The sequence below is a fragment of the Xenorhabdus sp. XBWT genome (assembly GCF_059072735.1).
On sequence record NZ_CM180990.1, the window covers coordinates 3,838,924 to 3,865,465 of the forward strand.

The following is a 26,542-nucleotide window of genomic DNA, read 5'->3' on the forward strand; positions in this document are numbered from 1 at the left end:
TCTCCTTTGAAGATGCTTGATTTCTTATCCAAACCCGATCATGCTTGCAACCATGAAAATTCATCTGACACCAGAACAAAAACATGCCCTCGAATTGATGCATGATACAACGCGCGACAGTCGAGTTTGTGATCGCATCAAGGCGGTGCTTTTGGCGTCAGAGGGCTGGACTGCTCAGATGATTGCACAGGCCTTGCGTATTCATGAAAGTACGGTAAGCCGTCACCTAAAAGATTTTATCGCTCAGGAAAAGTTCACCCCGGAAAATGGCGGTTCTGAAAGCCATCTCTCTGCCGAACAAACCGCCGACTTGATTGATTATTTGACGACAAATTTGATGCATACCACCGCCCAAATTGTGGCTTACGTCCGAGCACGTTGGCAGGTGTCTTTCAGCGTGGGCGGAATGACGAAATGGCTTCACCGCCAGGGTTTCAGCTACAAAAAGCCAAAGGGAGTGCCTCATAAATTCGATGCGGATCAACAGCAACAATTTATTGATGACTACAAGGTGCTGAAAGACGGTGCGGCTCAGAATGAGCCGATCCTATTTATTGAGGCGGTGCATCCTTCACAGTCCACAAAGCTCAGCTATGGCTGGATGAAAGCAGGAAAAAATCAGGTAAAAGTGGTCGAAACCACCGGCAGTCGTACCCGTCTTAATATTCTGGGTGCCCTCAATTTACAACGAATTGAAGACACCGTGATCCGTGAATATCCGAGTATCAATGCTGAAAGCATCGCGTATTTTTTCGGGGCGCTCCGGGAAACTTACCCGCTTTCGCAAAAAATCCACATTATTCTGGATGGGGCGGGTTACCACCGAGCCGAGTTGGTGAAAGATATTGCGTATGTCCTGAATATTGAATTGCATTACCTACCGCCTTACAGCCCAAACCTCAATCCGATAGAGCGATTGTGGAAGTATATGAATGAGCAAGTGTGTAACAATGTCTATTTTCCGAATGCGAAGACATTTCGTGAAACCCTTCATCACTTTTTTCATGTCACGTTGCCAGAAAAAACGAAAGAACTGACGACTCGACTGACTGATAATTTTCAGATTTTAAAACCCGCACCTTCAAGTTAGATTGGTATAGAAAAACATAATTCCCGATCAATGATATCAAAAAAATATTATATCCTTTATTGATCAAGCTAAATCAATAATTACAATAAAATATCTATTTTGAAAAGTTCCTTGATAATAGATATATTCAGGAAAAGTTAATTATCAAAATTAACACATATACCAATCGTAATTGAAGGTGCTTGATTTTTCATTCATATCAGATCAAGATTGTGTCCATGAAAATTACCCTGACAAATGCCCAAAAACAAGCCCTCGAATTGATGCACGATACGACTCGTGATGGACGCGTGCGTGATCGCATTAAGGCTGTGCTTTTGGCATCGGAAGGCTGGACTGCCCAAATGATTGCCCAGGCTTTGCGTATTCATGAAAGTACGGTAAGCCGTCATCTGAAAGATTACTTTTCTGAAGAAACACTTGCCCCTGAAAATGGCGGCTCTGAAAGGCGTTTATCTGCCGAACAAACGGCAGAACTCGTTGAATATTTGACGACAAATTTGATGCACACCACCGCACAAATTGTGGACTATGTCTGGGCACGCTGGCAGGTGACTTTCACTGTCGCCGGGATGACAAAATGGCTCCACCGTCAAGGGTTCAGTGACAAAAAGCCGATGGGAACGCCGCATAAATTCGACGCGGATAAACAGCAACAATTTATTGAGACCTACAACGCGCTGAAAGCGAAATGTGGTCAGCATGAGCCGATTTTGTTTATTGATGCCACGCATCCTACCCAGTCCACAAAATTAAGTTGCGGTTGGATGAAACGCGGAAGAGAGCAGGTCAAAGTGGTTGAAACGACAGGAAGCCGTACTCGCCTCAATCTCATGGGGGCGCTCAATTTGCAACGGATTGAAGAGACCGTTATTCGTGAATATCCGACGATTAACGCCAAAAATGTCGTCCTGTTTTTCGGTGCCATCCGGGAAACGTATCCGCTTTCACAAAAAATGCATCTTATTCTGGATGGAGCCGGTTACCATCGCGCTGAAATCGTTAAATTTTTCGCCGAGGTTCTGAATATAGAGTTACATTATCTGCCACCTTACAGCCCTAATCTCAATCCGATAGAGCGATTAGGGAAGTACGCGAATGAACAGATACGCAACAATGTCTATTTCCCGGATGCAAAAACATTCCGCGAAACATTTCATCATTTTTTTCATGTCACCTTCCCCGAAAAAATACAGGCATTGGCTACTCGGCTGACGGATAATTTCCAAACTTTAATTCCTGCATCTTCAAGTTAATTGCGTATATAACATTTTTGATCTTCTTTTTAATTTTTATAATTTACCTTATTTCCGATTTTTATAAATATGAGAAATGCGCTTCCGTGCCAGTCACAATAATAAGATAGTTGAAATATTCATTAGGAATAATGCTACAAGCGTCATATTCCACAAGAAAGAAGTTTGTATACCTTGCTGTGGATCATGATTCGAGGTTCAACACTCTGATCCTGAATATCAGGATTGGCTATCCGCAATTCAAAGCAAATAAAGGTCAAACTATGAATCCATTTGATGATCATATCGTTCCTATGAGAAAAGAAGAATTGCACCATGTTCCCAAAGCACACTGAACCACTTCGCCAACGCTGTGATCCCGCAACATCCGAGAATGGCTCCGAACAATTTCGGCAGCCCGCACCAAGATAGCTGGTGCTCAGAATCCGTGTCACTCAGTGGTCCTGTTGAGGAAAATCTTCTGCTTATTGAACAATACAATCCTTTCGGATACACACCGAATATGGTTTGTAATAGTAATAATCAAATGATAGGTGTTTCACTGGACTACGCCGAATCTCAATTCTGGGTTGTGGTGTTTGACGAGAATTGCAATATTATTTCAGCCACCCCCGCAGGCAAACGTTCCGGAAAGACTTTTAGTGGCGGTTATTTCTACTTGGACAACAACGATAACACCATTGTTGTACAGGATAATTGCGTCAATTGTCATTTATTCAATCAGAAAACCACTAAACACGTTCTGAATTAATTATCCGGTATGATAATTGCTGTGTTTTGATAACAGCCCATATCGGCGTTTCTGGCAGAAAAAACGGTTTTGGATTGATGAATGGCAATTGAATTCAGCAGAGCCGCTTTCAGGCGGCTCCGCCGCGGTTTATCCCCGTGAGTACGGGGAACACATTCTAAGTCAGGTACAAAAGAGATGTTTGATAGTGTAGATGGCTTATGGTGGAACAGTTATCAACGTATCCCCGAGAAGTTTTTAGTACTGCAACGGAATTATGATACCCAAGACAATCGCTATCCATTAATGCCATCAGGTAAAGAAGACTTTGCTTTGCGTTTATCTCTACCTGAGTGCTATCAGCATTTTTCATTGGATAAGCTGGCTGAGTTCCGCTTATTACCAACCAATAAGATGAGAAATTTATCTGTTCCAACGCAATATTGGACAGTGAAAGATTTCAAAATGCTGGCAGAAAATGCCCGATATAAAGACAAGCAGCAGAAGTTATTGATTAAATAAGTAATACACCTAATTGAAAGATGTATTCCTAAATTCTAATCCCATTATTGATATAATTAATTATCAACAATGGGATTACTTGATATCCAAAGGAGACACAAGAATAAAAATAAAGGTATTTCTTTCAGAATGCTGATTACTTATCCAATCCCCCCAATACTCTGCGTATCGGTGTATGCCGCTTGATCAGTTCTTGCAGAACCTCTTTCAATAACTGACTTTTGCGGTTACCCAATGGTCCCATCACACTTTTTTCATGAGATTCAGCCTCAGTGAGCAATTCCTCTACTACTTTTTGCCCGGTTTCAGTCAAGCGTACTAATGTAATACGGCGATCACCTCCACCATTGGAAAAACGTGCAATATACCCCTGCGATTCCAGACGCTGTAAAACTCGGGTGATTGTCGGCTGTTTACTGACCGTTTTTTGTGCCAAAAGACTAATGCCGATCGGGCCACTTCCCGCCAGCGTTGATAATACTCGCCACTCCAGCACAGACAGCCCCTTCGCTTCAACAATGTCATGGAATTCAGACGAAACCAACATCCATGCCTGACCAAGCAAGGCCGGCAAGTAATTGTCAACAAACACTTTTGAATCTGGCATAAGTTGAACAACCCTTTTTATCTTAGGAAGTTTTTTGTCTTCCGATTCTAAAAGGTTAATCCGCGAAAAACACGCCCCAACGGTTATCTAATCAATATTTTCCTGATAACAGTGAGCCAAATCCCGGAACGTATGTATCCAGCCCAAGCTGTTTCAATATCATGTAGGTTGTCGCAACAGATGAGGAAATAACCGGCAATCCCACACGGTCTTCTATCAGGGATACTGAAGCTAAAGAAGGCATTTGTACGCAAGCAGAAGCCACAATAAGATCCACATTGCTGTTCAATCGCTTGGTAATTTCCAGCGGGGCAAGAGGATCTTGCCGTCCAACGTCAAGATTGTCGGGGATTTCCAAGGAAATACTGTCGATAACTTCAATCCCTTCATTTTCAATATAATCAATAACCAACTGAGTTAAGGGTTTCATATAAGGGGTCAATATGGAGATCCGTTTCGCCCCTAAGGCATGAAGCCCGCCCACCAATGCTCCCGCGCTGGTAACAACGGGAACCGGATAACCATTCTCCAATGTCTTTAAATGGAGGCGTTTTTCAGAAATCCGGTGATAGCCCTTGCCCATGCTCATTATGGCTACCAGACAGGCATAACTCAATATATCCACTGCCGCATCTGACAGTTCGAGTGCACAGCGGTTACTGTCCGCATCCATTGCCGCCAACTCTTCTTTCGTGACTGTTTTCATTCTCATGCGACTGGAATGAAAGGTAAAACGTTCAGGATGAAACGCTTCGCGAGCGCGCAAAATAGCGGGAATTTCTGTTTCCATGGTCGTGTTTGAAGAGGGAACAATCTGGCCTATCCGAAAATAACGCGTCTTGTTCATGAGGGATTCTCCAGTGCCGAATCAGTTCCACCTGCCGATACATTCAGATTGTCCTGTCCCAATGGGGGATCTGTAAACCGGATCGCATTCATCGGACGGCGATCGACTTTCAGGTCAAAAATATCAAATCGGTTGTAATGCCCCGTGATATCGTGCATCTGACGCGGCTGAATGCAACGATTCAGATCAATGTCCGCATAAACAATCCCTTCTTTATCTATCAGGGGATTGCCAATGACACGGCCATCTGGCCCAAGAACCCCGGTAAATGCACTATTGGGGCGCGCCAGCAATTCTTCAGCTTCAGGATGGCTGGCACTCATGGCTTCCACTATTTCCTGTGAAATAGTGGAACAGGAAACAATAGTAAAAACTTTACCCTCAAAGCAATGGGCTGCCGCCCGCAAACGGATCGCCTCAGCCATGTCATAATCCGCCGGAGCAACAGGCAGGGAAATATAGCTGGCAACATGTACCAACTCTCCCTGAGACAACAAAGAAAAACGCGCCAGTGTATTGGTATTTTCTCCGCAGGCCAGTACCCCTAATGGGCCGATGCGAGTGTTATGTACCTTTAATGAAGATGCATCGCCGTTTGCCCATGTCAGTTTCTCTGCCCATGTCGGAACCAGTTTGCGGTGACGCCCCAGAATGCACCCTTCGTCAGAAATAGTGACCAGTGTGTTATAGAGTGTCGCGATACCATTGGGGCTGCGCTCATTTACACCGATCACTACGTTGATATGATAACGGGCAGCTGTCTGTGCGATTTTGTGGATCTCTGGTCCCGGTACTTCAATGGCAGCTTTGCATAATTTTTCAAACCACCGACTGCCCTGCACGGGGTTCATCACCCAGTTCCAATAAGGGTAACCAGAAACAAAGACTTCGGGAAAAGCAATCAGGCTGGCACCATTGCCTGCTGCCTCTTGGATTAACCGACAAACGAGATCGACCGTCGCCTCTGTATTCAGATATATTGGGGCAGCCTGTACCGCAGCGGCCCTGAACTTAGGAAGATTCAGCATATCAGGCTCCTGTTTCCGTTGCTGTCTTTACACGGCAATGACCGGATGGCGCAAACTGCCAATATTCTCAAGATGCGCTTCGACGGTATCCCCCGGCCATAGCCATTCTTGCGGGGTACGGCCTGCTCCGACACCATCCGGCGTTCCGGTGGCAATGATATCTCCCGGTTCCAGAACGATGCCCTTGCTAATATCCGCAATCAGTGTATTGACTTTGAACAACATATGACGGGTATTAGAATCCTGTTTAATGACGCCGTTAACTTTCAGGCTCAATGCAAGGTCCTGAGGATTGGGGATTTCATCCGCAGTGACAATACAAGGGCCGAAAGGGGCATAGGTGTCTTGCCCCTTAGAGTAGATCCACTGCCCCGCACGGCGGCAATCACGGGCGCTCATATCGATAAGCAGGCTATAACCGAAGACATAATTCAGTGCCTCTTCTTCCGGTACGTCTTTGGCGCGGGTTCCCATAATCACTGCCAGCTCCACTTCCCAGTCCAGCTGCTGAGTTATCTCACTGTTATGTTCAATCGCATCACCAGGGCCAATCACCGTAGTTGGTGGTTTAGAGAAAATGACCGGTTCTTTCGGCAGCTCTTTTGCCGTATCCAGCGTCCGGCTGGATTCAGCCACATGTTCAACATAGTTCAGCCCGATGCCAAAAATGTTTTTTCGCGGACGGGGAATGGGAGCCAGAATTTTCACATTCTGCAACGGTAATGCTATGCCTACCGGCCATACCCCGCTGAACGAATCCAACAAAGCCCTTGTACTGTTCACAGCCAACGGCCCCAAATCGATAAAATCCAGCATATTATTCGGTAATACATTTCCGATATGGGCAGCCAGCTTTTTCAAATCCACCACGTGATTATTCACTATTGCTCCTAATCGTGCGGCAGCCGTCACTTCGGTACGGTAAGTGATTAAACGCATTTTTATCCTCCCACTCATTGATGCCCATCGTTATCAGTCAGGGCCTCTTCACGATACAGTTGCAATGCCTGTATCACAGGTAAGTCGTTGAAGCAGAACAGGCAGGCATCTTCCGTTTGTGACGTGTTCACATGTTTATGGAAAGCCCATGATGGTACACAGAATATATCCCGTTTCTGCCAGTCAAACCGCTGACCGGCAATGATGGAATATCCCTCTCCTTTTGCCACCTGATACATGAAACTACCGGTATGACGATGCACTTTGCCAACAAAGCCGGGACGCAATAACTGCATACTGGCACCAAGCGTCGGCATGACATGGCCGCCCGTCATCGGATTGGTGTAGTACATCAGAATATCATCAAAAGGGGAGCCTTCTGAGATGTTGGCATAACGCTGCAAGGCTTCATACGTCGGCTCCCATTGATATCGGAACAATGGAGAATAAGGTTGATCCCAGCGAATATTCTGTGGGCGCAGGGCAGGTGCTCCCCACAATGCAACAGAAGAATCCACCGGCTCAGTGATAACTTGGCGCAGGTCAGGATGCACTTTGTAAAAACCGGCCTCCAGAACATTAACCAGCGGTATATCTAAACCATCTTGCCAGATACACTGTGAACCATCAGGTTCAACGCCGTGTTCATGCCATGTTCCATTGGGCGTCAAGACAAAATCATTCTCTTCCAGCAACAGTTTCCGCCCATCAACAATAGTGTAAGCGCCACGCCCTTCCATGATAAAACGCAGGGCAGAGGAAGAATGGGCATGGGCAGATGCCGCCTCTCCCGGTCGCATTGTCTGAAGACCGGAATAAAGCAGTCCCACCGAGGTAGTCCACCCTACTTTTCCAGAGTTGTTCAGATAAACCACACGGCGACCCGCTTTTTCCGGTGATACCAAATCAGCAGATTTAATGACGTGTTCACGCAGATCCCGATAACGCCAAAGTACCGGAACCGAGGCGGATTCAGGCTGCCAAGGCTCAATTTTATTAGCGACTGTCCAAAGTGCCCCTGTCTTATGATTTGCCAACTCCTTGTAATACGCTAACAGTTCAGGGGAATCCGCAACATTAGCGCGGCCAATAATGTCTTCTCTGTATTGATCATGAGTTTGATCTTTTTCTTGTTGAGACATAAATATCTCCTGTACGGATAAGTTGAGAATCATTGGAAAATTTGAAACCTATTGGTCATATTTCTGTGCCAATTGACGTTCCAGTTGTTCTTTGCCGTAAAGATAAGGTTTAGGCCAATCGATCTCTGTCCAGCCGTATCTGGCACATTCGTGCTGCAACCAGGCTGCATTGGACAGGAATGGACGTGATAAAGCACAAAGGTCGGCACGGCCTGAGGCAATAATGCCGTTGATTTGATCAGCATCAGTAATCGCACCGACAGCAATAACAGGCACTTTGCCTTCATTGCGGATGCGATCAGCCATAGGGGTTTGGTACATCCGCCCATAAACGGGCTTTTGTTCAATGGAAACTTCACCAGTGGAGCAAGTTATAATATCCGCACCCGCTTCATAGAAATATCGGGCAATCAATACCGCCTCATCAACGGTAGTTCCTCCTTCGACCCAATCGGTGGCAGAAATACGCACAGATATCGGCAGATGGGCGGGCCAGGCAGCACGTACCGCTTTAAAGACCGCCAGCGGAAAACGGAGACGGTTTTCCAGCGAACCGCCATATTCATCATCACGCTGGTTAGTCAGCGGCGAAATAAAGCCGGAAAGCAAATAACCATGAGCAGCCTGAATTTCCAGCCAGTCAAAGCCCGCCTCAATGGCCCGATATGTTGCCGACACAAATTGCTCAGTAATTTCACTCATCTGTGCTTTGGTGAGCACCGACGGCACTTGTGAGATCCCGGACAGATAGGGCACAGCCGAAGCCGAAACCAGGGACCAGTTTTCTTCGGACAAAGGATGATCGGATTGTTCCCATCCCCGTTGGGTTGATCCCCGCCTCCCCGCATGTCCCAGTTGAATACCTACCAAGGCAGTGGTGTGCTGATGGATAAAATCGGTGATCGTCTTCCATTCCTGCGTTTGTTGATCGTTCCACAAACCCGTGCAAAAAGGGGTGACACGGGCTTGTGGTGAAACAGCCGTCATTTCCGCGATGATCAAACCGGCACCCCCCAATGCTCTGCTACCAAGGTAAACCTGATGAAACCGCCCCGGCATACCATCCACTGCGCTATATAGCAGTGTAGGGGAAACAACAACACGGTTTCTCAGGATCACGTCCCGCACCTTATAAGGGGTCAACAACGGTGGGATCGGCAAAGACAAGTGACCAGACTGTCGGGTAAACCAGCACTCATAATTTTCCAGCCATGCCTTATCTCTTACCCGCAGATTTTCATGGGAAATACGCTGTGAACGTGTCAGCAGCGAATAAGCAAATTGTTCCGGTGAGAGACCTTCGTAGCGCACCACATTTTCAAACCATTCGGTTGAATTACGCGCTGCATTCTGGATTTTCAACACTTCCACACTACGCAATTTTTGGTAATGGGCTAAACCTGCCGACAAATCCCCTTGATTGTCTTTCAAGCTGTTAGTCAATCCAATTGCATCTTCCAGTGCCAATTTTGTGCCGGAGCCAATGGAAAAGTGGGCGGTATGGGCAGCATCTCCCATTAATACAATGGGAACATTTTTGCCGTGTTCTCCTTCCGGTTTGATCCGATGAATCCAATTAGCACAGATCACCCGTGGGAAACGTATCCAAATCGCAGCACCACGCAAGTGCGACGCATTGGAGATCAGTCTGTAGCCATCCAGCCACAGTGCAAACAGTTTTTCACAATATGCAATGCCCTCTTCCTGTGACATTTTGTCGATACCCGCTGCCAGCCAAGTCTCTTCTGTTGTTTCAACAATAAAGGTCGATAACCCTTCCTGAAATTGATAAGCATGAACTTGAAACCAGCCATATTCGGTTTCTACAAACAGAAATGTAAAAGCATCAAATACCTTGCGGGTTCCCAGCCAGACAAAACGACAATGACGCTGGTCGATATCCGGCTCAAATACTTCGGCATAGCGGCTGCGGATCTGGCTGTTGATTCCATCAGAGGCAATCAACAAATCAACATCATATTTACGGGCGATCTCTTGTTCATCCTCAACTTGAGTCTCGAATACGAGTTCAACTCCGGCTTCCTGACAACGATCTTGCAGGATATTCAGTAATTTTTTACGACCAATACCAATGAACCCATGACCACTACTGCGATTTAGCGTTCCCCGGAAGTAGATATCAATATCATCCCAATGGCTAAATTCCCCGCCAATCGTTGCGGCTGAAACGGGATCTGCCATATTCAGGTTTTCCAGCGTTGCATCCGAAAACACCACACCCCAGCCAAACGTGTCATACGGGCGATTGCGCTCGATTACCACAACACGGTTATCAGGATTTTGCAATTTCATCAGCAAACCGAAATATAATCCTGCCGGCCCACCACCAACACATACGATGTTCATACTTTTTGTGTCCATGCTTCTGCTCCTGTAACAAGTACCAACCACCCGGTAGTTTGATTGGGGATAGTTTGATTAGGAATAGTTTGATTGAGACATGAATTCGGTTAAGGGATCTGTTCAGTTAATGCATAATAAAGTTCATCAGGGATCGGGATCGCCTTATGGGTATCCAGTGAAGTCGTGGCATAGGTCTGAATCGCGCTCATTCTCAGCTCTCCGCTCTTGCTGACACAGCGCTGAAGTAGCTTCAGTGATTTCCGGCCAATTTGCTCAACATTTAACTCCAGCCAAACCTCATCCCCCATCCTGCTGATCGCCTTAAATTCGGCTTCCACATGAACTGTCGGCAGGCCAAAGCGATATTTTGAGATGTAACTGGCATATCCCATTGGGGTTAATTCATCAAACCAGACCTCGAGTAAGTTGTTGAACATGATGAAATACTGAGGATAAAAGACGATCCCCGCAGGATCACATTCAGAAAACCGAATCTTATGAGGCTGTACAAACTTAAGTAGGCCCATCGCAGACCCCTCCTTAAAATACTCATTTTTAATAGAGAGAAAGATGCCGTTGGCACTCGCGTAATTGATTGCCATGTTCATCAGCCAACGCAGCTTCACGCAGCTGCCGGAGGCTGGCGGCAGGCAAATGATTTAAATGATGATCAACAATCTCCATCAGGGTCTGGAAATTGCGCAACCCACGGATATGCGTTTCGCCATATCCCTTGATCAACCGCTGACATTGGGTAATTTCCAGAGCCAACGCCGGATCGCGTTTAGCGGCTACCATAATCCGCTGTAGCCAGCCTTCAATCCGTTCTGTTTCATGTTGAAAACGCAGGGTATGGCGGCGCATCCGGCGCCACTTTGCCAACGTGTACAGCAACAAATATCCCCGGATTGAACTTGTGGTAATCATACGCCCACAACTGAGTAATTTTGCCAGCATCCGGTTAACAAAATGAGCACGAGACAACCAACGCCCGATACTGGCGGGCAAGGTGTCACACACTTCTTCCATTCTCGGGTGCATAAATTCATTAATTTCTATGAGTTGAGCACGACTCCCCCTCACTTCCTTGCGAACCCGGTTAAACCGATCGGCTCTGATCTTCAGATCAGCCACCCGGATGGTATCTTCATAAGCCATCCACAAGGCCAGATAACGGGCCGTTTCGCACAGTAATCGCTCATCATGCTCTGCTGCCTGATTATTAAGATCCTGCAATCGTTCAAGATACAATTTGGCGTAAGCCGGATCTTGATAATCAATCAAACGCCTGACACCTTCGGTAGCGATATCATGAACACCAGACGGAAGCTGTTGCCGGATACACAGCAAAAGGGCATTCACCGTGTTTTTATAAGAAATGCTTTTATTGGCGCTGTTTTGATAAAGAGGTTGTTCAGGAGAACGGTTATGGCGGTAAGTCAGTACTCTTTTCGGAATATTAGCAGCATTGGTTGCCAATGTTGAACCTGCAATCCCCACCTCCGACTGCGCCCGATTCAACCCCAAGCGAAAGGCTTGCAGGCTGGTTTTTATTCCCACTTCTCCCTTGATGATTGTCTCTTCAAACTGGAAGCAGCTAAATGGCAGAACACCTGTGCCACAAAGTGCACCAAACAATACCGCACTAATAACACTGCCACTCTTCTCTGCCATCAGTGCCATATCAAAACAAACAAAACGCAAAGCAGCCTGTTGAGATTGCCGGATCAACACGCGGCTATCCACCCGGCCATCCCCCATCGCTGATTTTTCTCCCATCGAAAACACTCGATGTGCCGAGGCAATCAATGTAGTGCGATCCGGCGTGACAAAACCGCGCAGGACAGCACGCCCTGCTTCCATCAATTCTGAGGCCAGAACGATATCCACATCACCAACAGTCGGCATCAGAGCCAACACAGGTTCTGCTATTTCAGGATCATCCGAGCCGGGGAATAGTTCAACATAGTAGATCGTTGCTCCAGTTCGCTGTGCCACACCGGGTACCGATGTCGTCTGGGCAAAATAACCATTCTTTTCACCCAGATTGACGATCCAATCAGCCAGTACACCACCGCCTTCTCCTCCCATTGCCAAGATCGCAATTTTAATCGGCTGAATGTTCGGCAGTTTGTTGAATGAATTAACGGGCGATTTCATAAAAAACAGTCCCCTTAAAAGTCATATTTTTCACGCCGTTTAACATCACGACGCTGCAAATAGCCGATAATTCCTTTGCGAATGCGGTAAATCATCCTCTCCCAGAAAGTAGGATTCGTAATAATCCTCACCTTAAAAAAAGAGGGACACAGTATCGCGGCATGAGAGATTTCCCCGCATAATCCGCAGCCCACACAACTATTCAATACCGTCGCTACCGGATCGGTACGCAATGGATCAGGGTTTGGCTTTATCGACAGAGAAGGACAGCCAGACAAACGAATACAAGAGTGATCCCCCGTACAAAGATCAGGGTCGATGCCAAAACGCTCACGGACGATCCGCTGTTTTGCCGCAATAGCCTCCTTGATCTTTTTCTTCTCGCGGCGCTGTTTGTTCAACATACATTCGCTTTGTGCGACCAAGACCTTTGGCCCTTTCTCACCTGTCGTCAGTGCCTCGCGCAAAGTGCAGGTCATTGCTTTTAGATCATAAGTACGCTTGATCGTACGCACCCATTTTACACCGACACCTTTAACCGCTTTTTCTATTTCATGACCTGTACTGCGACCCGGATTCAATGCCGTTGAGGACAGAATATCCTGTCCTCCCGTCGCAGAGGTGTAACTGTTGTCCACGATGATGGTCAGATTATCGCTACAATTAAAAACACTATTGGCAACGCCGCTCGTCAGACCGTTGTGCCAAAATCCGCCATCTCCCATCACTGAAATCGCCCGCTTATTCGCTACCGGGGCACTCAGTGCTGCTGCACTTGCTGCACTCAACCCGTACCCCATCGTGGTATTGCCCAAATTGAATGGAGGAAAAATAGCAAACAGGTGACAACCAATATCTGCACTGACATGCTGTGGCCCCAACTCCCGCTCAAGCAGTTTCATCGCCGTAAAAATCGGACGTTCCGGGCAACCAGAGCAAAACCCCGGCGGACGACCATGAACCACATTTTCCAGCAAATCTTTTGATGCCGCATTCACGCCATTTATTTCTTCCTTCTCCTCAGTCAGCAAACTGACCGCAGGAATGCGTACCTGACATGCTGCTACCGGAATTTCAGCGTCAATCTTGTGGTAACGTTCAAGGAAAGCACGGAGTCCCGCCAACACAGTTGCCGTATCGTATTCTCCTGCCATTGGCAACAAATCCTTGCCATGCAAATGGGCGGTTATGTCACGTTGACGCAGAATATTGGCAACGTTTTGTTCCACAAAGTTAGGCTGACCTTCTTCCAACACTAAAACCGCCTGTTTGCCATGACAAAAACGCTCAAATTCTTCTTCAACCAGCGGGTAAGCCACATTCATGACATACAGCGGAATTTGGCTCTTGCCAAAAACATCCGCCAATCCGAGCAAATTCAAGGCTCGTATCACGGTGTTATAGCATCCGCCTTGCAGCGCAATACCAATATCATCAGCACCTTCAGCAAAAAACTCATTTAATTCTCGCTCCTGAATAAAACGTACAGCAGCAGGCCAGCGATCTTGAATTTTCTCTTTTTCATGCAGAAAACAGGCAGGCGGCAAAACAATGCGATTAAGATTACGCACCGGATTTTTCAGGGCATCTTTGATCATGAATGTAGTCGCGCGATTATCCTCACAAACAAACCGGCCATGCACATGACAAGCACGAATGCGCATTTGCAACATGACGGGGGTGTGGCTGGCTTCCGACAGCTCAAATCCCGTTTTCACCGCCCGCACAATCGAAGGCAGATTGGGGCGCGGATCGAGCAACCAGATCTGCGATTTCATCGCAAAGGCATGGCTACGCTCCTGCATAATGGAGGAACCTTCACCATAATCTTCCCCGACAATAATCAACGCACCACCAAGGACGCCACCAGATGCCAGATTTGCCAGCGCATCCGAGGCAACATTGGTGCCGACAGTCGCCTTGAATGTCACGGCACCACGCAAGGGATAATTAACAGAGGCGGCGAGCGTAGCTGCGGCAGTAGCTTCACTGGCACTGTTTTCAAAACGGATACCATATTCGGACAGAACATCCTGTGCATCCGCCAGCACATCCATCAAATGTGAAATCGGCGCTCCCTGATAACCGGCAACATACGCAACACCAGATTCCAACAACGCTTTTGTCACAGCAAGTATTCCTTCGCCACTGAAAACGTCACCTTGACCCAGACGTAATTTTTTCACTTCTTCGACAAATGATCGTTCAGCCATGCCCACCTCATCGTGTCAACCTGATATCTCTTAGTGACATTTATGTAATGCAAGTATGAATTAATGGTCAATGCATGATTTCTCATGTACTTGTTATTTATGCAGTGTCCGGATAAAGCCTGCATCAGATGGACAAATTATCAATAAAATCCGGCAAAACAGGCTTTACTTGAGAGAGATGAATATCATTGGCAGTAAATAATGCCTTTTATGAACATATGCATAATCATATATATTCCATTTAGACAATATATGGATACTGTTAATAACAAAATGAGATAGAGCCAATCAAGTTATTGACTGAAGGTATCTGAAATGACGAGCAATCCGTGGCCTCACTATCGTTCTGAATTAAATAACCGTTCTGAATCAAACAACGCTGAATCACGATATTCCGGTTCAAAATGCACAGATCCTAAATATGCGGTATCGAAAATTACGTCTCACTTCAATTCTTCCGACCATTTACTTTTTTCATCCACTGATCTTGATGAAATTAAATCTATGGTCGGACGGGTCATGCAGCCTCATCAATTAAATATATTGAATGGCTGCCGAAAGCTGGATGCCAAAATGCACTATATCCCGCTTGGGGATTTTTCCATGAGCCGGCTGCGGTATGGTGCCAACGTTGAAATCAATCCGGGTGAATTAACAGACTTCTTTCTTATCCAGATGCCGCTGACAGGCTGTGCATGTATTGAGAGTGGTGATCAGCAACTTGATTCCACCCCGAATATGGCATCCGTTCTCAGCCCGAACCAATACACCTCCATGCGCTGGAACGCGGATAACGACCAGTTTATGGTCAGAATGTCCCGCTCACTGCTCGAACGAACCCTTGTCGGGATACTGGGGCATCCATTGGATCATCCCCTGATATTTGAATTGGGCTTTGAGTGGCAGCATTGTCAGGCATGGCGCTGTTTAATGCCTTATCTACTAGAATGTTTAACCCAAATACCCGATATCCTGCAATACAAGCTGGTTATCAACCAGCTGGAACAATTGCTTTCCGCCACATTGCTCTCCACACATCAGCATAATTACAGTGAATCCCCCTCTAACCACCGCTCTTCCATACGCCCACGGCATGTACGGCGGGTACAGGAATACCTGCAAGCCCATGCCCACGAATCGGTTACAGTAGAACAACTCGCCCAAATAGCGGGAGTCAGCTTGCGCAGCCTCTATTCCGGCTTCAAAGAATTCTTGAATATCAGCCCGATGCAATATTTACGTGACCTGCGCATGGAGCATGTCCGCACGGAGCTTATGGCAGGAGAAGCCACCAGCGTCACCGGTGTTGCCCTGCGCTGGGGATTCGCCCATATGGGACGATTTAGTGCGGAATATAAAGCCCGCTATGGTGAAACACCGAGCAAGAGTTTGAAACGTGGCTAATCCATGATTTTAGTGTATTACTACTGTGAAACCTTATTTTTATTATTTATTGGATGAATAAGATAATAAAAATAAACGCTGCTCATATTACCGAGCAGCGTCGCTTATTACTCACCATGTTATTTTCCCAGTGAAGCGATATTGTTAATCTCTTCAATTTTCAGGTGTTCAATAATCCGCTATACCCAATGGATTTCAATATGCATCAAGACGAAGGGTATATATCATTATAAAAATGTATTCATATTAAAAGGGAATCGCCGCTTTTAAGAATACTTGCGAACCCGCCGGACGGTTGTTCACTGCAAAGTCTTTTTGCCATTTCACCGCGACCAGCCAGCCTTTATTGTTGGCATAACGGACAGAAGGGCCAATTCCGAACGCACTTGCTTTACCCTGTGCGGAGTTTGGTCCATTGTCATGGGTTATCTGCTGAAAAACATAGCCGCCAACTCCCGCCACCAAACCATTACCAAATCCCCATCCCAAAGCATAATCCGCATGAAGGGCCTGACCAGAAGTCGTTTTGGTATCTTGATTACGGAAGTTGAAATCATGCATTACTTTTAAATCCACATTAGCGCCATAAGCAGGAAAATAGCTGAACGCCCAGACAGGCTGAACCGTCCAATGATTTTTTCCCAGACTGGAAGGATCATTGCGATTGTAGCTGCCTGTCGGTGCATTGATATCCAACCCAATGACATAACCTGAATCGGGTGTGGAATGATAGCCCAAGGCCGGGCCAAAGGTGATATCGCCTATCCCCTTGCTGTTATTGTGCTTGCCAGCCGCTTCAGTATTCACGTCCAATAACGGTACGATAGTATGGTAGGCCAGCTGCCCGCCAAAAATTTTCTGATCTGTCACCCAAACCAACCTCGGTGCCAAAACATTCACATTAACCTTAAAACCCGGAACGGGGATCTGTTCACCGTTGTTTCCCTTCAGCTTGTTATAGTGAATATTCCCGCCATAAAACAGTGAATGGATGCCTGATGGCGGTAATACACCTGACAAAAAATTATCCAAGCCATCAGGATAGGAGCCTGTTCCCCCTCCTTCTGTCGCCATGGCCGAAGTGCTCAGCAATAACAAGATTGCTGCATAAAAGTACGGCCTGAATTTTATCGCTTTTAACGCCATAATAGTTTCCCTCTCGTTAAGAGATGAATGGACAAAATGAGAAATGCCTGACTAATTTGTTCAACGTTGTGCAAGTTGACGGGCAACAAGATAGCCGGAAATTCCGCCTAATCCGGGTCCCGGATGAGTTGAAGCTCCAATGTGAAATACATTACTGATGTGAGTCTGATGCGCTTTCACACCTTTCGAAGAAGCAAAAGGACGCAACCAGAAAAACTGATCGGGCGAACAAATACCTGAGTAGGGATCACCGCCGACCAAATTATGATTCAATGCCTGTAAATCCGCCGGAGAATAGGCTTTACGCCCGACGATCGAAGATGAAAAACCGGGCATCACATTTTCCAGACGAATCTGCACACGGTCTGCAACCGCTTCACGGACAGTTTCATTCCATTTGCCATCTGCGGGAATTGGAATTTCTCCCAGTGCATCACCTTTCAAATGAACGGGAAGCTCCTGCATTTGAACCCACAAGATCCACCCGCCTTCTGGAGCACGGGAAGGATCAAGGGCTGTCGGCTGCCCGATACCCAGCGTCGGGTGGCTTGGCAGATAACCATTATTAGCTTGTGCTACAGATAGGCATACCTGTTCCATACTCTCCGTTAAATGAACAAGCGGTACATGGCGCAATTCCGGTTCATACCACGGAGGAGGGGCATTCAGGGCAAAATGAATCTGCATTCCCCCCCGCCCGTAGCGATAGCTCCGTGCCCGTTGCATGACAGTCTCAGGAACGTTATCCAGCAGGTGACCATAAAGCTGTCGGGGAGTTACATTGCAAACCACCGCTTCACTTGCATGATAAACCTTTCCTGCCACCGTTACGCCAGTCGCACGAAGCGTTTTTCCTCGCTTTTGGGTGATGATGCGGTCAACTTGCGCATGAGTCATAAGCTGACCACCATTCTGCTCAATAATGGCCCTGAACGCTTCCACTATCCGAATACCGCCGCCTTTCACAACAGGCATTCCTCCCGCAAGCACAGCGGCGAAGGTAAGTTTGCCAATCAAGGCGGAACCGGCATCATCCGGTCCCAATCCCGTATGCAGTACCCAAGGCGCAATCAAGGCACAGTTAAAATCGGACTGTAATTCACGTTCAGACCAGCGCCGGAAAGTTTCCAATGAATTACCGGCAAATTCCACCAATCCATCAATGCCGCGTTTTCGCCATTCAGAGAACAGTAACTTAAGTGTTCCTAACCCATAAGGGTTTTGTCCCAACAGGCCAAAGAGCAATCCGGCATCATCATGAAGGATTTGCTGTGCCATGCGACTCAATGCCGCACCGTCTCCTATGGCGATTTCATCAAATCGTGATACCGAAGTCAGAATATCTCTCTTTAAGGCAATACCTCTGCCATTCGGTTGTACCAATCCGGTTGAATATTCACTTTGCATGAATTCCACACCTGCCTGTTCCAGTGCAGGTCCCAACACTGAATAAGCGGGACTGCCCAGAAACAGCGGATACCAGCAGGAGAGCACATCATGGATATAGCCCGGAAAAAGCTCTTCTGTGCGAATGCTGCCACCCAGTACATCATTCCGTTCCAGCATCAGGACAGACTTGCCCCATATCGCCAACAAGGCAGCACAGACCAGCGAGTTTATGCCACTGCCCACGATGATAATTTGTGGCTTGGGATCGATCATGGTATCTCTCCCGAAAGAGAATCGACCAGAGCCAGAACACGCAGGGGGCTGCCTGATCCTCCCTCGATCTTGAGAGGTGCTGCAATCAGTACTGCGCCGGTTGGTGGCAGCAAATCGAGATTTTTCAGGCACTGCAAACCATATTTATTCGCTCCGTGCATCAAAGTATGGCAAGGATAAGCCACAGGCCATGCGTAGGATTGACCCGCATCAGTATTGACAGTTTCTACCCCGAATCCCCGAATATCTCGCTCATGGATCAACCATTCTACAGCTTCTTGGCTCGGCCCCGGAGTGTGCGCACCATCATCACGCATGTTGAGAAAGAGAGCCGGATTATCTGCCCGTTTCGACCAATCCGTTCTGAACAGCAGCCATCCTCCCGCAGGAATGCGTCCGTACTGCGCTTCCCACTCCTGTAAAAATTCCACCGTTAATAGCCAATCCGGATCTTGTGCCACCTGTTGGCTGGCATCCACCACCACGGCAGGCGCCACAAAGTTATCCAGAGGGATAGTATCAACGGTGTTATCCCGATGATCTTTACCGCTGACCCAATGTATTGGGGCATCAAAATGTGTTCCTGTATGCTCACCACAACTAAAATTGTTCCAGTACCAGTCAGAGCCATTCTCGTCATACTGAGAAATGCACTCGACCTTAAACGCCCAGACTTGCCCGAACTGTTCAGGCAATTGTAAGGCCGGAAAATTCGGGGACAGTGTTTGCGTGAGATCAATAATCTTTACTCTCCCCTGATTCAGCGCACTGACAAACGCATTTAATGGACTTTTCATGTATATCTCCTGAGTGTTTTCCCAACAAATAAATGTTCTTACAAAAACAACAGAATAATTTTTTATATTTCGCGCATATCATGCAGTGCAGTAAACATACCACCATGAAAAACCAACGGTTTACCTTCAATACTGGCAATGCGTTTTACTTTACCAATCATCAGTAAATGATCGCCAAGATGCGTTTGCTGATGATTGACACAAACCAGTGTCGCTATCGCTCCCTCAATCGAAGGAACCCCTTCTGGTGTTTCCTGCACGGGAATATCCTGAAATTTGTTTTCAACCCCCGGATTGGCAAAACGTATTGCCAGCTCTTGATGATCGCACCCAAGCATGCTGATGGTGAAATATTCACAGTCCCGAAATACAGTCAGATTAGGAGAATGACTGACCAAACTCCAGAGCACCAGCGGCGGCTCCAGCGAAAGTGAAGCGAATGAATTGATGGTCAGACCTACGTTACGCCCGTCAGCAGTGCGTGTCGCAGCAACCGCAACCCCTGTCGGATAATTTCCCAAAAGCGCACGCAGCGCCCTTGCCCCAAATTCAGTTACCCCCCATTCAGCATTAAACACGGGTATCTGACTGTGCAGTATATTCAGATTCATGGCCATTTCTCCGCTCAGGCACTTGCTTTTTGAATCGTCTGTGACTGGATGTACTCTTCGCAGGCTTGACTATCCTTCCACCATGGGAACAGCACAGGAGGATGGTTGAAAGCATTGGCAATCGTGCTGGCAAGTGCCGGCAGTTGTTGGGCTGCGCCCAGTAAATGCAGGATATGAGGTTCCGGTGGAACAAGCAGGCTGTTTGTCCACTCCACAACGTAATGACCATATTTCCAGAACGTTTCAAACGTATCGTTCATCCACTCTGCCGTAAAAGGCTTATCCCCACGGGCAAGAATGGCTTCGTAATACACTTTGCAGGCTTTGGTGGCATTATTCGAGCCTTGCCCTGTCAGCGGGTCATTCGTGACGACGGTATCCCCCAACCCAAAAATCTGTTTGCCGGAAGGTAGTGTCAATACAGGCTTGCGTACCACCGGAGCAAAACATCCTGCCAAAATGCCGTTTGCATCCGTAAGTTCCACTTGCTTACAACGTTCAGCTTCCCACGGTAGGAACGTCTTGAGAATTTGCTTGCTATAGGCCAGATGTTTCTGCGGCGTTCTGGCCTCTCGCCAGCCATCCATTACTCCTCCCGGTATGCCTTCAAAAACCATGATGTCGCAAGGGCCATTTAGCGTCAGGGCGGGAAAAACAAAATATTCACCGACACCCGGAATCAGGTTAAAAGAAACGCGTGAATATTCAGGTGTTGGCAGCATTCCATTTACATAAGTCAATGCCAATGCTCGCTGAGGTTTATCATAAGGAGAGCGGGAAATATCGCGTTCCAGCAATTTCACGATTTCTCCCTTCCCGCCCGCCAGAATAACCAGTTCGTGACTGTCCGCCAATCGCTCCAATTCAATAAGACCTACATCGTCAATAACCAGATTACCGCCACGGGAAGCAAATTGCTCCATCCAAAATGGCATCTTGATGCGTTGATCGACAGCTTGTGCGTATTTGTCGAGTCGAGCGCTCCACTCAATAACCTTTTCGTCGAAAATTTTGGGATGGGGTACAACAAAACCAATACCTTCAACGGGAGGACACTGTGTTTCCCACGGATTCAATCCTAAATCACGTTCGAATTGCAAAGAAGAATCGAACATACATTGGCTCGACATAACCCGGCCATTGCAGACATCATCAGGGGTGCGATTGGTCACAACAGTCACTTGATAGCCCTTGTCCAGCAGACCAAGGGCCAGAGGCAGTCCGGCTTGACCACCCCCTACGATAGCTATACGACGCATGATATTTCCTCTTGTGTTTTGAATGACGAAACCCAGATGCTGCCGTTATTTCTGTTTCAGCATCCCTATTCCGCCAAACGCGGAATGGCTGGTTTTGCCTGCTCGGGTCCCATGACTGAATAGCCGCCATCAACGGCATAATCCGCCCCAGTCACAAAACTCGCTGAATCTGACAGAAGAAAAGCCACCACCTGTGCGATCTCTTCAGGATCACCCACACGACCAAGCAAATGGTAATCAGCGGCGACTTCATCCGTTTTCTGACGGTTGCCCTGAGTCAACTCATCCATGACACGTGACCAGGTCCAACCCGGAGAGACAGAGTTAACGCGAATACGCTCAGCAGCGTAATCCATTGCCATGCTGCGGGTGATTTGCAACAGGGCCGCTTTGGAAGCGGGGTATACCCAACGGCCCGTTTGAGCTATAGAAGATGAAATGCTGGTGAAATTAACAATTGCCCCACCTCCTGTAGCAACAAGATAAGGGCGCACAAACTGGGCTGCCCTGAGGGCACTGACCACATTGATATTCAAGGCTGTCAGCCACATTTCACGGCTGGAATCTTCCCCGTCATCCAGATACGTTGACGCAAGATTGACGAGATAATCCAGACGATCATAATAAGCAACGACCTCATTGATTCCCTGAAAAAGTTGCTTATCGTCAGTAATATCAACATGCCAAAAGTGAATGGTTCCAGATTGGTGATTAGCAGCTTTCTGCCCGTTTTTCTGATCGATGTCTAAAATCGCGACCTTAACACCATATTCACTCAATACTCTGGCAACAGTTGCACCAATTTTGGTAGCTCCGCCAGTGATAATAGCGACTTTATTATCCAGACCTTTCATGAGTATTCCCCTTTTGTCATATATCGAATGCATAAGCACTGAGTACACAGGCATTGAGGATATGTACCTGTCGTCTTTCAAGTTGCAGCTTTGTTCTTTGTTGGCTGCATCTTTAAATCCAATGGGTATACAATGGGTATAGGTATGACGTGATGAATCATGATTAGGGATTTATCATTGCGTGGAATATATAAATCTGAATAGCCGCTATATGCAGAAAAGATCCATTTTGTGCAGATATGTGATGAATATTTGAGAGGAAATAATAAATTATCCAAAAAGATAATTCAGAACCCAAAACCAGTAAATTTTTCAATATCCATTCAGATCGGATAATTGATTATATTATGGATAAAATATAAATAAAAAAACAGCAAGGCAGATTCAATACTAAAATGTGATTTACATTGGATTATTGATACCGTATTACCACCATTATTCATAGGTATAGCACATAAAAAATAAAATTAACTTTTTTCTTCAAGCTGATATCAAATTGATATATATTAATATTTATTTTTGATATTGCTCTGTTATATCGTTATTTTGTAAATTAGTTATAAATTTTGTTCTGGTTTAGTAAATTAACAATAAAACAGGACATAATAATAATATTTATATTTTACAGATAAAATAATCAATTAAGAGTAACAATATCACAATAAATTGATTCACTCTTCAATCCAATAAAGGAATTCCCAGATCAATCGAAACAAGTGCACCAGTATTTTTGATTGTCAGTCTCGAGAGTAAATATCACTTAACTAAAGGAAATGACAATGAAATTAGAAACCTTATCTATCCATGCCGGTTATTCACCTGATCCTAAAACCAAAGCAGTTGCTGTCCCGATTTACCAAACAACTTCCTACGCTTTCGATGATTCCCAGCATGGTGCTGATCTCTTTGGTTTAAAAGTTGAGGGCAACATTTACACTCGCATAACAAATCCAACCAATGAAGTATTGGAAAAACGTGTCGCTGCTCTGGAAGGAGGAATTGGTGCACTTGCAGTTGCTTCTGGCATGGCGGCAGTTACCTATGCAATCCAGACTATCGCCACTGTGGGAGACAATATTGTCTCCATAGCAAAATTATATGGGGGAACGCATAACTTAATGGCGCACACTTTCCCGAGTATCGGGATTGAAACTCGTTTTGTAGAGCATGACGATATTGCAGCCATTGAAGCGATGATTGATGAAAAAACCAAGGCAGTATTTTGCGAATCAATCACAAATCCCAGTGGAAATATCGTTGATATTCAAGCAATGGCGGAGGTCGCCCATCGCCACGGTCTTCCTCTTATTGTCGATAACACCGTTGCAACGCCTTACCTATGCCGTCCGTTTGAACATGGCGCAGATATTATCATCCACTCCCTGACTAAATATATCGGCGGTCACGGCACTTCTATTGGCGGGATGATTGTTGATTCAGGTAAATTCCCTTGGGCGGAACATAAAGATCGCTTTACGATTTTAAACACGCCGGATGCTTCATATCACGGAATAAACTACACCGAACATTTTGGTGCAGCGGCCTTTATCGCCCGCTGCCGTGTTGGACCACTGCGTAGCATGGGTGCAGCATTGTCTCCTTTTAATGCTTTCTTGATTTTGCAGGGTCTTGAAACACTGGCACTTCGCATGGAGCGCCATACAGAAAATGCCCTGAAAACTGCCCAATATTTAGAACAACACCCTCAGGTATCATGGGTTAAATATGCAGGGTTATCTACACACCCAGAACATAATTTGGCTGTTCGTTATATGGGCGGAAAGCCAGCTTCTATTTTGTCCTTCGGTATCAAGGGAGGGGAAGAATCAGGCATACGCTTTATTGATGCCCTGCAATTAATTGTACGACTGGTCAATATCGGTGATGCTAAATCTCTGGCATGTCACCCAGCATCAACCACCCACAGTCAGCTAAGCGATAAAGAAATGGCAGATGCTGGTGTATCACGGGATTTGATCCGCTTATCCATTGGGCTTGAGCACAGCGATGATATTATTGCTGATCTTGCACAGGCATTGGATGCAGCAAAATAGATTTATAATAACTTAATTAACAAGTTACCCAATAAATTTCAAATCGCGGCTTTGTTGGCTGCACTCACTCACCCCGGTCACATAGTTATCTATGCTCCCGGGGATTAATGAGAGGCTCCTGCCTCTCACCAGAGGGCAGGCTTTGGCTGGCAAATTCGTTCCCGACGATATAGATATTTTTATATTAATTATGATGTGGTTTTTCCGATACAGCATCAATCCTGACCCGATAATTACAAGCAGCAACATATCCATAACGACTCCCTTTCATCTTTATTTTTGATTGTAATGATAACCATTCTCATATTAATATAGTTACGTGATAATTAACTTATGATACATTTAGCCATGTCTGAGCATACTGCCACTACAGCTCCTTTTACACTTGAATCGCTTTATGGCGCGCACCATGGTTGGCTGAAAACATGGCTCACCCGCAAACTCCAGTCAGCTTTTGATGCTGATGATATTGTTCAGGATACTTTTCTGCGGGTAATGAGGAACGATTCGCTTGCGTCCATCCGCGATCCCCGCTCCTTTTTATGCACCATTGCCAAACGGGTAATAGTTGATCTCTTCCGCCGTAATGCACTCGAGAAAGCCTATCTTGAGATGCTGGCGCAACTGCCAGAAGCACACGCACCCTCCTCAGAAGTACGTGAAAGTCAGCTAGAAACCCTGCAACTGCTCGACAAAATGCTGGATGGCCTGAGCGGTAAAACCCGCGACGCGTTTCTGCTTTCCCAGCTGGAAGGGCTAACCTATAACGATATCGCATGTCGTCTGTCTGTTTCTGTCAGCTCGGTGAAAAAATACGTGGCCAGAGCAATGGAGCACTGTCTGTTATTTCGTCTGGAGCACGGGCTTTGAACAACATACTGACCGATTCCCGCCGTCAGGCGCTGCGTGCAGCCTCTCACTGGTATGCAGTTTTAAACTGCGGGCGGGTCAGCCCTCAGCAACAGGCGCGCTGGCAGCAATGGTATGAACAGGATCAGGATAACCAGTGGGCATGGCAACAGGTGGAAATTCTGAGCAACCAATTCAGCAGCGTGCCTGACGGTGTGGCCAGCCGCACGCTCCACGATATTCAATATACCCGCCGCCACATGATGAAAGGACTGTTGCTGATACTTGGCGTCGGTAGCGGCTGGCAGCTCTGGCGTTCAGAATCGGGTGAAGGGTTACGCGCCGATTATCGCACCGCAAAAGGGGCAATAAGCCAACAGTGGCTGGAGGATGGATCGCTTCTGTCGCTCAATACGCAAAGTGCGGTGGATGTGCGTTTCGATGCCCACCAGCGCGCCATTAAACTTTGGTACGGCGAAATTGCCATTACGACTGCCAGAGATCCACAACAGCGCCCGTTTCGCGTTTTCACCCGTCAGGGGCAGCTTACCGCACTGGGCACCGAATTCACCGTTCGTCAGCAGGATGACAACACTCTGCTCGCGGTACAGCAGAATGCGGTAAAAGTTGTGCTGACCAGCGATCCAACGCAAAAACGCATTGTCCGGCAGGGTGAAAAACTGCATTTCAATGCGGTAAAGTTTGGCGAGATTGCATCGCTGGATGATGAAGCCAACGCTTGGACTCAGGGCATACTCAGCTTTAGCAATAAACCGCTTGGTGAAGTAATTACCACGCTAGCACGCTATCGTAACGGCATACTGCGCTGTGATCCGGCTGTTGCCGGACTTCGCCTGAGCGGAACCTTTCCATTGAAAAATACCGATACGGTGCTGAATGTGATCGCCAGAACTCTACCCATTAAAATTCAGTCAGTTACCCGATACTGGGTCAACATCATTCCAGCGTAAGTAAAAAAATAAAAATAATCTTCATTTCGGTTGTCCC

General features: G+C 46.6%; 22 protein-coding genes and 1 pseudogene. 8 read left to right on the forward strand and 15 right to left on the reverse strand.

All coding sequences use genetic code 11. The features are described from left to right. The first annotated feature begins 52 nt into the window (after positions 1–52). The 4 genes and pseudogenes from AC5JQI_RS16765 to AC5JQI_RS16780 all read left to right on the forward strand — a co-directional run. Entirely contained in the window at positions 53–1,090 is a 1,038-nt protein-coding gene (locus tag AC5JQI_RS16765; protein ID WP_493912984.1) for an IS630 family transposase, read from the forward strand. Positions 1,091–1,308: 218 nt separating this feature from the next. Beyond that, entirely contained in the window at positions 1,309–2,346 is a 1,038-nt protein-coding gene (locus AC5JQI_RS16770; protein WP_493912985.1) for an IS630 family transposase, read from the forward strand. 373 nt (positions 2,347–2,719) lie between these two features. Continuing rightward, positions 2,720–3,097, forward strand: a complete 378-nt coding sequence (locus tag AC5JQI_RS16775) for a hypothetical protein (RefSeq protein WP_493912986.1) — start codon at positions 2,720–2,722, stop codon at positions 3,095–3,097. Positions 3,098–3,262: 165 nt separating this feature from the next. Further along, positions 3,263–3,598: pseudogene (locus tag AC5JQI_RS16780) on the forward strand (DUF4056 domain-containing protein); the annotation flags it as partial. A 136-nt stretch (positions 3,599–3,734) separates the two neighbouring features. Here AC5JQI_RS16780 and AC5JQI_RS16785 read toward each other — a convergent pair. The 9 genes from AC5JQI_RS16785 to AC5JQI_RS16825 form a co-directional block, all read right to left on the reverse strand. Then, on the reverse strand, positions 3,735–4,205 hold the full coding sequence (locus AC5JQI_RS16785) for a MarR family winged helix-turn-helix transcriptional regulator (RefSeq protein ID WP_493912987.1): 471 nt from the start codon (positions 4,203–4,205) through the stop codon (positions 3,735–3,737). 91 nt (positions 4,206–4,296) lie between these two features. Next, complete coding sequence (locus AC5JQI_RS16790) at positions 4,297–5,052, reverse strand: maleate cis-trans isomerase family protein (RefSeq protein ID WP_493912988.1); 756 nt, start codon at positions 5,050–5,052, stop codon at positions 4,297–4,299. After that, positions 5,049–6,080, reverse strand: a complete 1,032-nt coding sequence (locus tag AC5JQI_RS16795; protein ID WP_493912989.1) for a carbon-nitrogen hydrolase family protein — start codon at positions 6,078–6,080, stop codon at positions 5,049–5,051. The genes AC5JQI_RS16790 and AC5JQI_RS16795 overlap by 4 nt, the downstream gene beginning before the upstream one ends. 27 nt (positions 6,081–6,107) lie before the next feature. Further along, positions 6,108–7,019 carry a fumarylacetoacetate hydrolase family protein gene (locus AC5JQI_RS16800; protein ID WP_493912990.1) on the reverse strand — a complete coding sequence of 304 codons (912 nt, stop codon included), beginning with the start codon at positions 7,017–7,019 and terminating at the stop codon, positions 6,108–6,110. A 14-nt stretch (positions 7,020–7,033) separates the two neighbouring features. Then, positions 7,034–8,161, reverse strand: a complete 1,128-nt coding sequence (locus AC5JQI_RS16805) for a cupin domain-containing protein (protein WP_493912991.1) — start codon at positions 8,159–8,161, stop codon at positions 7,034–7,036. 48 nt (positions 8,162–8,209) lie between these two features. Beyond that, entirely contained in the window at positions 8,210–10,543 is a 2,334-nt protein-coding gene (locus tag AC5JQI_RS16810) for a bifunctional salicylyl-CoA 5-hydroxylase/oxidoreductase (RefSeq protein ID WP_493912992.1), read from the reverse strand. Positions 10,544–10,632: 89 nt separating this feature from the next. Beyond that, entirely contained in the window at positions 10,633–11,052 is a 420-nt protein-coding gene (locus AC5JQI_RS16815; protein ID WP_237387421.1) for an acyl-CoA thioesterase, read from the reverse strand. A 28-nt stretch (positions 11,053–11,080) separates the two neighbouring features. Then, complete coding sequence (locus AC5JQI_RS16820) at positions 11,081–12,685, reverse strand: indolepyruvate oxidoreductase subunit beta family protein (RefSeq protein WP_493912993.1); 1,605 nt, start codon at positions 12,683–12,685, stop codon at positions 11,081–11,083. Between the two features lie 14 nt (positions 12,686–12,699). Next, complete coding sequence (locus AC5JQI_RS16825) at positions 12,700–14,898, reverse strand: thiamine pyrophosphate-dependent enzyme (protein ID WP_493912994.1); 2,199 nt, start codon at positions 14,896–14,898, stop codon at positions 12,700–12,702. A gap of 315 nt (positions 14,899–15,213) precedes the next feature. Here AC5JQI_RS16825 and AC5JQI_RS16830 point away from each other — a divergent pair, with 315 nt between their 5' ends. After that, on the forward strand, positions 15,214–16,302 hold the full coding sequence (locus AC5JQI_RS16830) for an AraC family transcriptional regulator (protein WP_493912995.1): 1,089 nt from the start codon (positions 15,214–15,216) through the stop codon (positions 16,300–16,302). Positions 16,303–16,548: 246 nt separating this feature from the next. Here AC5JQI_RS16830 and AC5JQI_RS16835 read toward each other — a convergent pair whose 3' ends face one another. The 6 genes from AC5JQI_RS16835 to AC5JQI_RS16860 form a co-directional block, all read right to left on the reverse strand. After that, complete coding sequence (locus AC5JQI_RS16835) at positions 16,549–17,448, reverse strand: SphA family protein (protein WP_493912996.1); 900 nt, start codon at positions 17,446–17,448, stop codon at positions 16,549–16,551. A 60-nt stretch (positions 17,449–17,508) separates the two neighbouring features. Continuing rightward, complete coding sequence (locus AC5JQI_RS16840) at positions 17,509–19,110, reverse strand: phytoene desaturase family protein (RefSeq protein WP_493912997.1); 1,602 nt, start codon at positions 19,108–19,110, stop codon at positions 17,509–17,511. Beyond that, positions 19,107–19,907, reverse strand: coding sequence for a cyclase family protein (locus AC5JQI_RS16845; protein ID WP_493912998.1), 801 nt, complete (start codon positions 19,905–19,907; stop codon positions 19,107–19,109). Before AC5JQI_RS16845 ends, AC5JQI_RS16840 begins: the two co-directional genes overlap by 4 nt. A gap of 62 nt (positions 19,908–19,969) precedes the next feature. Beyond that, a complete protein-coding gene (locus AC5JQI_RS16850) occupies positions 19,970–20,518 on the reverse strand; it encodes a flavin reductase family protein (protein WP_493912999.1) in 549 nt (182 codons plus the stop codon). Between the two features lie 14 nt (positions 20,519–20,532). Further along, a complete protein-coding gene (locus AC5JQI_RS16855; RefSeq protein WP_493913000.1) occupies positions 20,533–21,777 on the reverse strand; it encodes a styrene monooxygenase/indole monooxygenase family protein in 1,245 nt (414 codons plus the stop codon). 65 nt (positions 21,778–21,842) lie between these two features. Next, a complete protein-coding gene (locus tag AC5JQI_RS16860) occupies positions 21,843–22,631 on the reverse strand; it encodes an SDR family oxidoreductase (RefSeq protein WP_493913001.1) in 789 nt (262 codons plus the stop codon). Between the two features lie 779 nt (positions 22,632–23,410). Here AC5JQI_RS16860 and AC5JQI_RS16865 point away from each other — a divergent pair. The 3 genes from AC5JQI_RS16865 to fecR all read left to right on the forward strand — a co-directional run bounded on the left by AC5JQI_RS16865 (position 23,411) and on the right by fecR (position 26,505). Then, the gene (locus AC5JQI_RS16865) at positions 23,411–24,685 is read left to right on the forward strand and encodes a bifunctional O-acetylhomoserine aminocarboxypropyltransferase/cysteine synthase (protein WP_493913002.1); all 1,275 of its coding nucleotides are present in this window, start codon (positions 23,411–23,413) and stop codon (positions 24,683–24,685) included. Positions 24,686–25,033: 348 nt separating this feature from the next. Further along, complete coding sequence (fecI, locus tag AC5JQI_RS16870) at positions 25,034–25,555, forward strand: ferric citrate uptake sigma factor FecI (protein ID WP_493913003.1); 522 nt, start codon at positions 25,034–25,036, stop codon at positions 25,553–25,555. After that, on the forward strand, positions 25,552–26,505 hold the full coding sequence (fecR, locus tag AC5JQI_RS16875) for a ferric citrate uptake sigma factor regulator FecR (protein WP_493913004.1): 954 nt from the start codon (positions 25,552–25,554) through the stop codon (positions 26,503–26,505). The genes fecI and fecR overlap by 4 nt, the downstream gene beginning before the upstream one ends. The last annotated feature ends 37 nt before the right edge of the window (positions 26,506–26,542 follow it).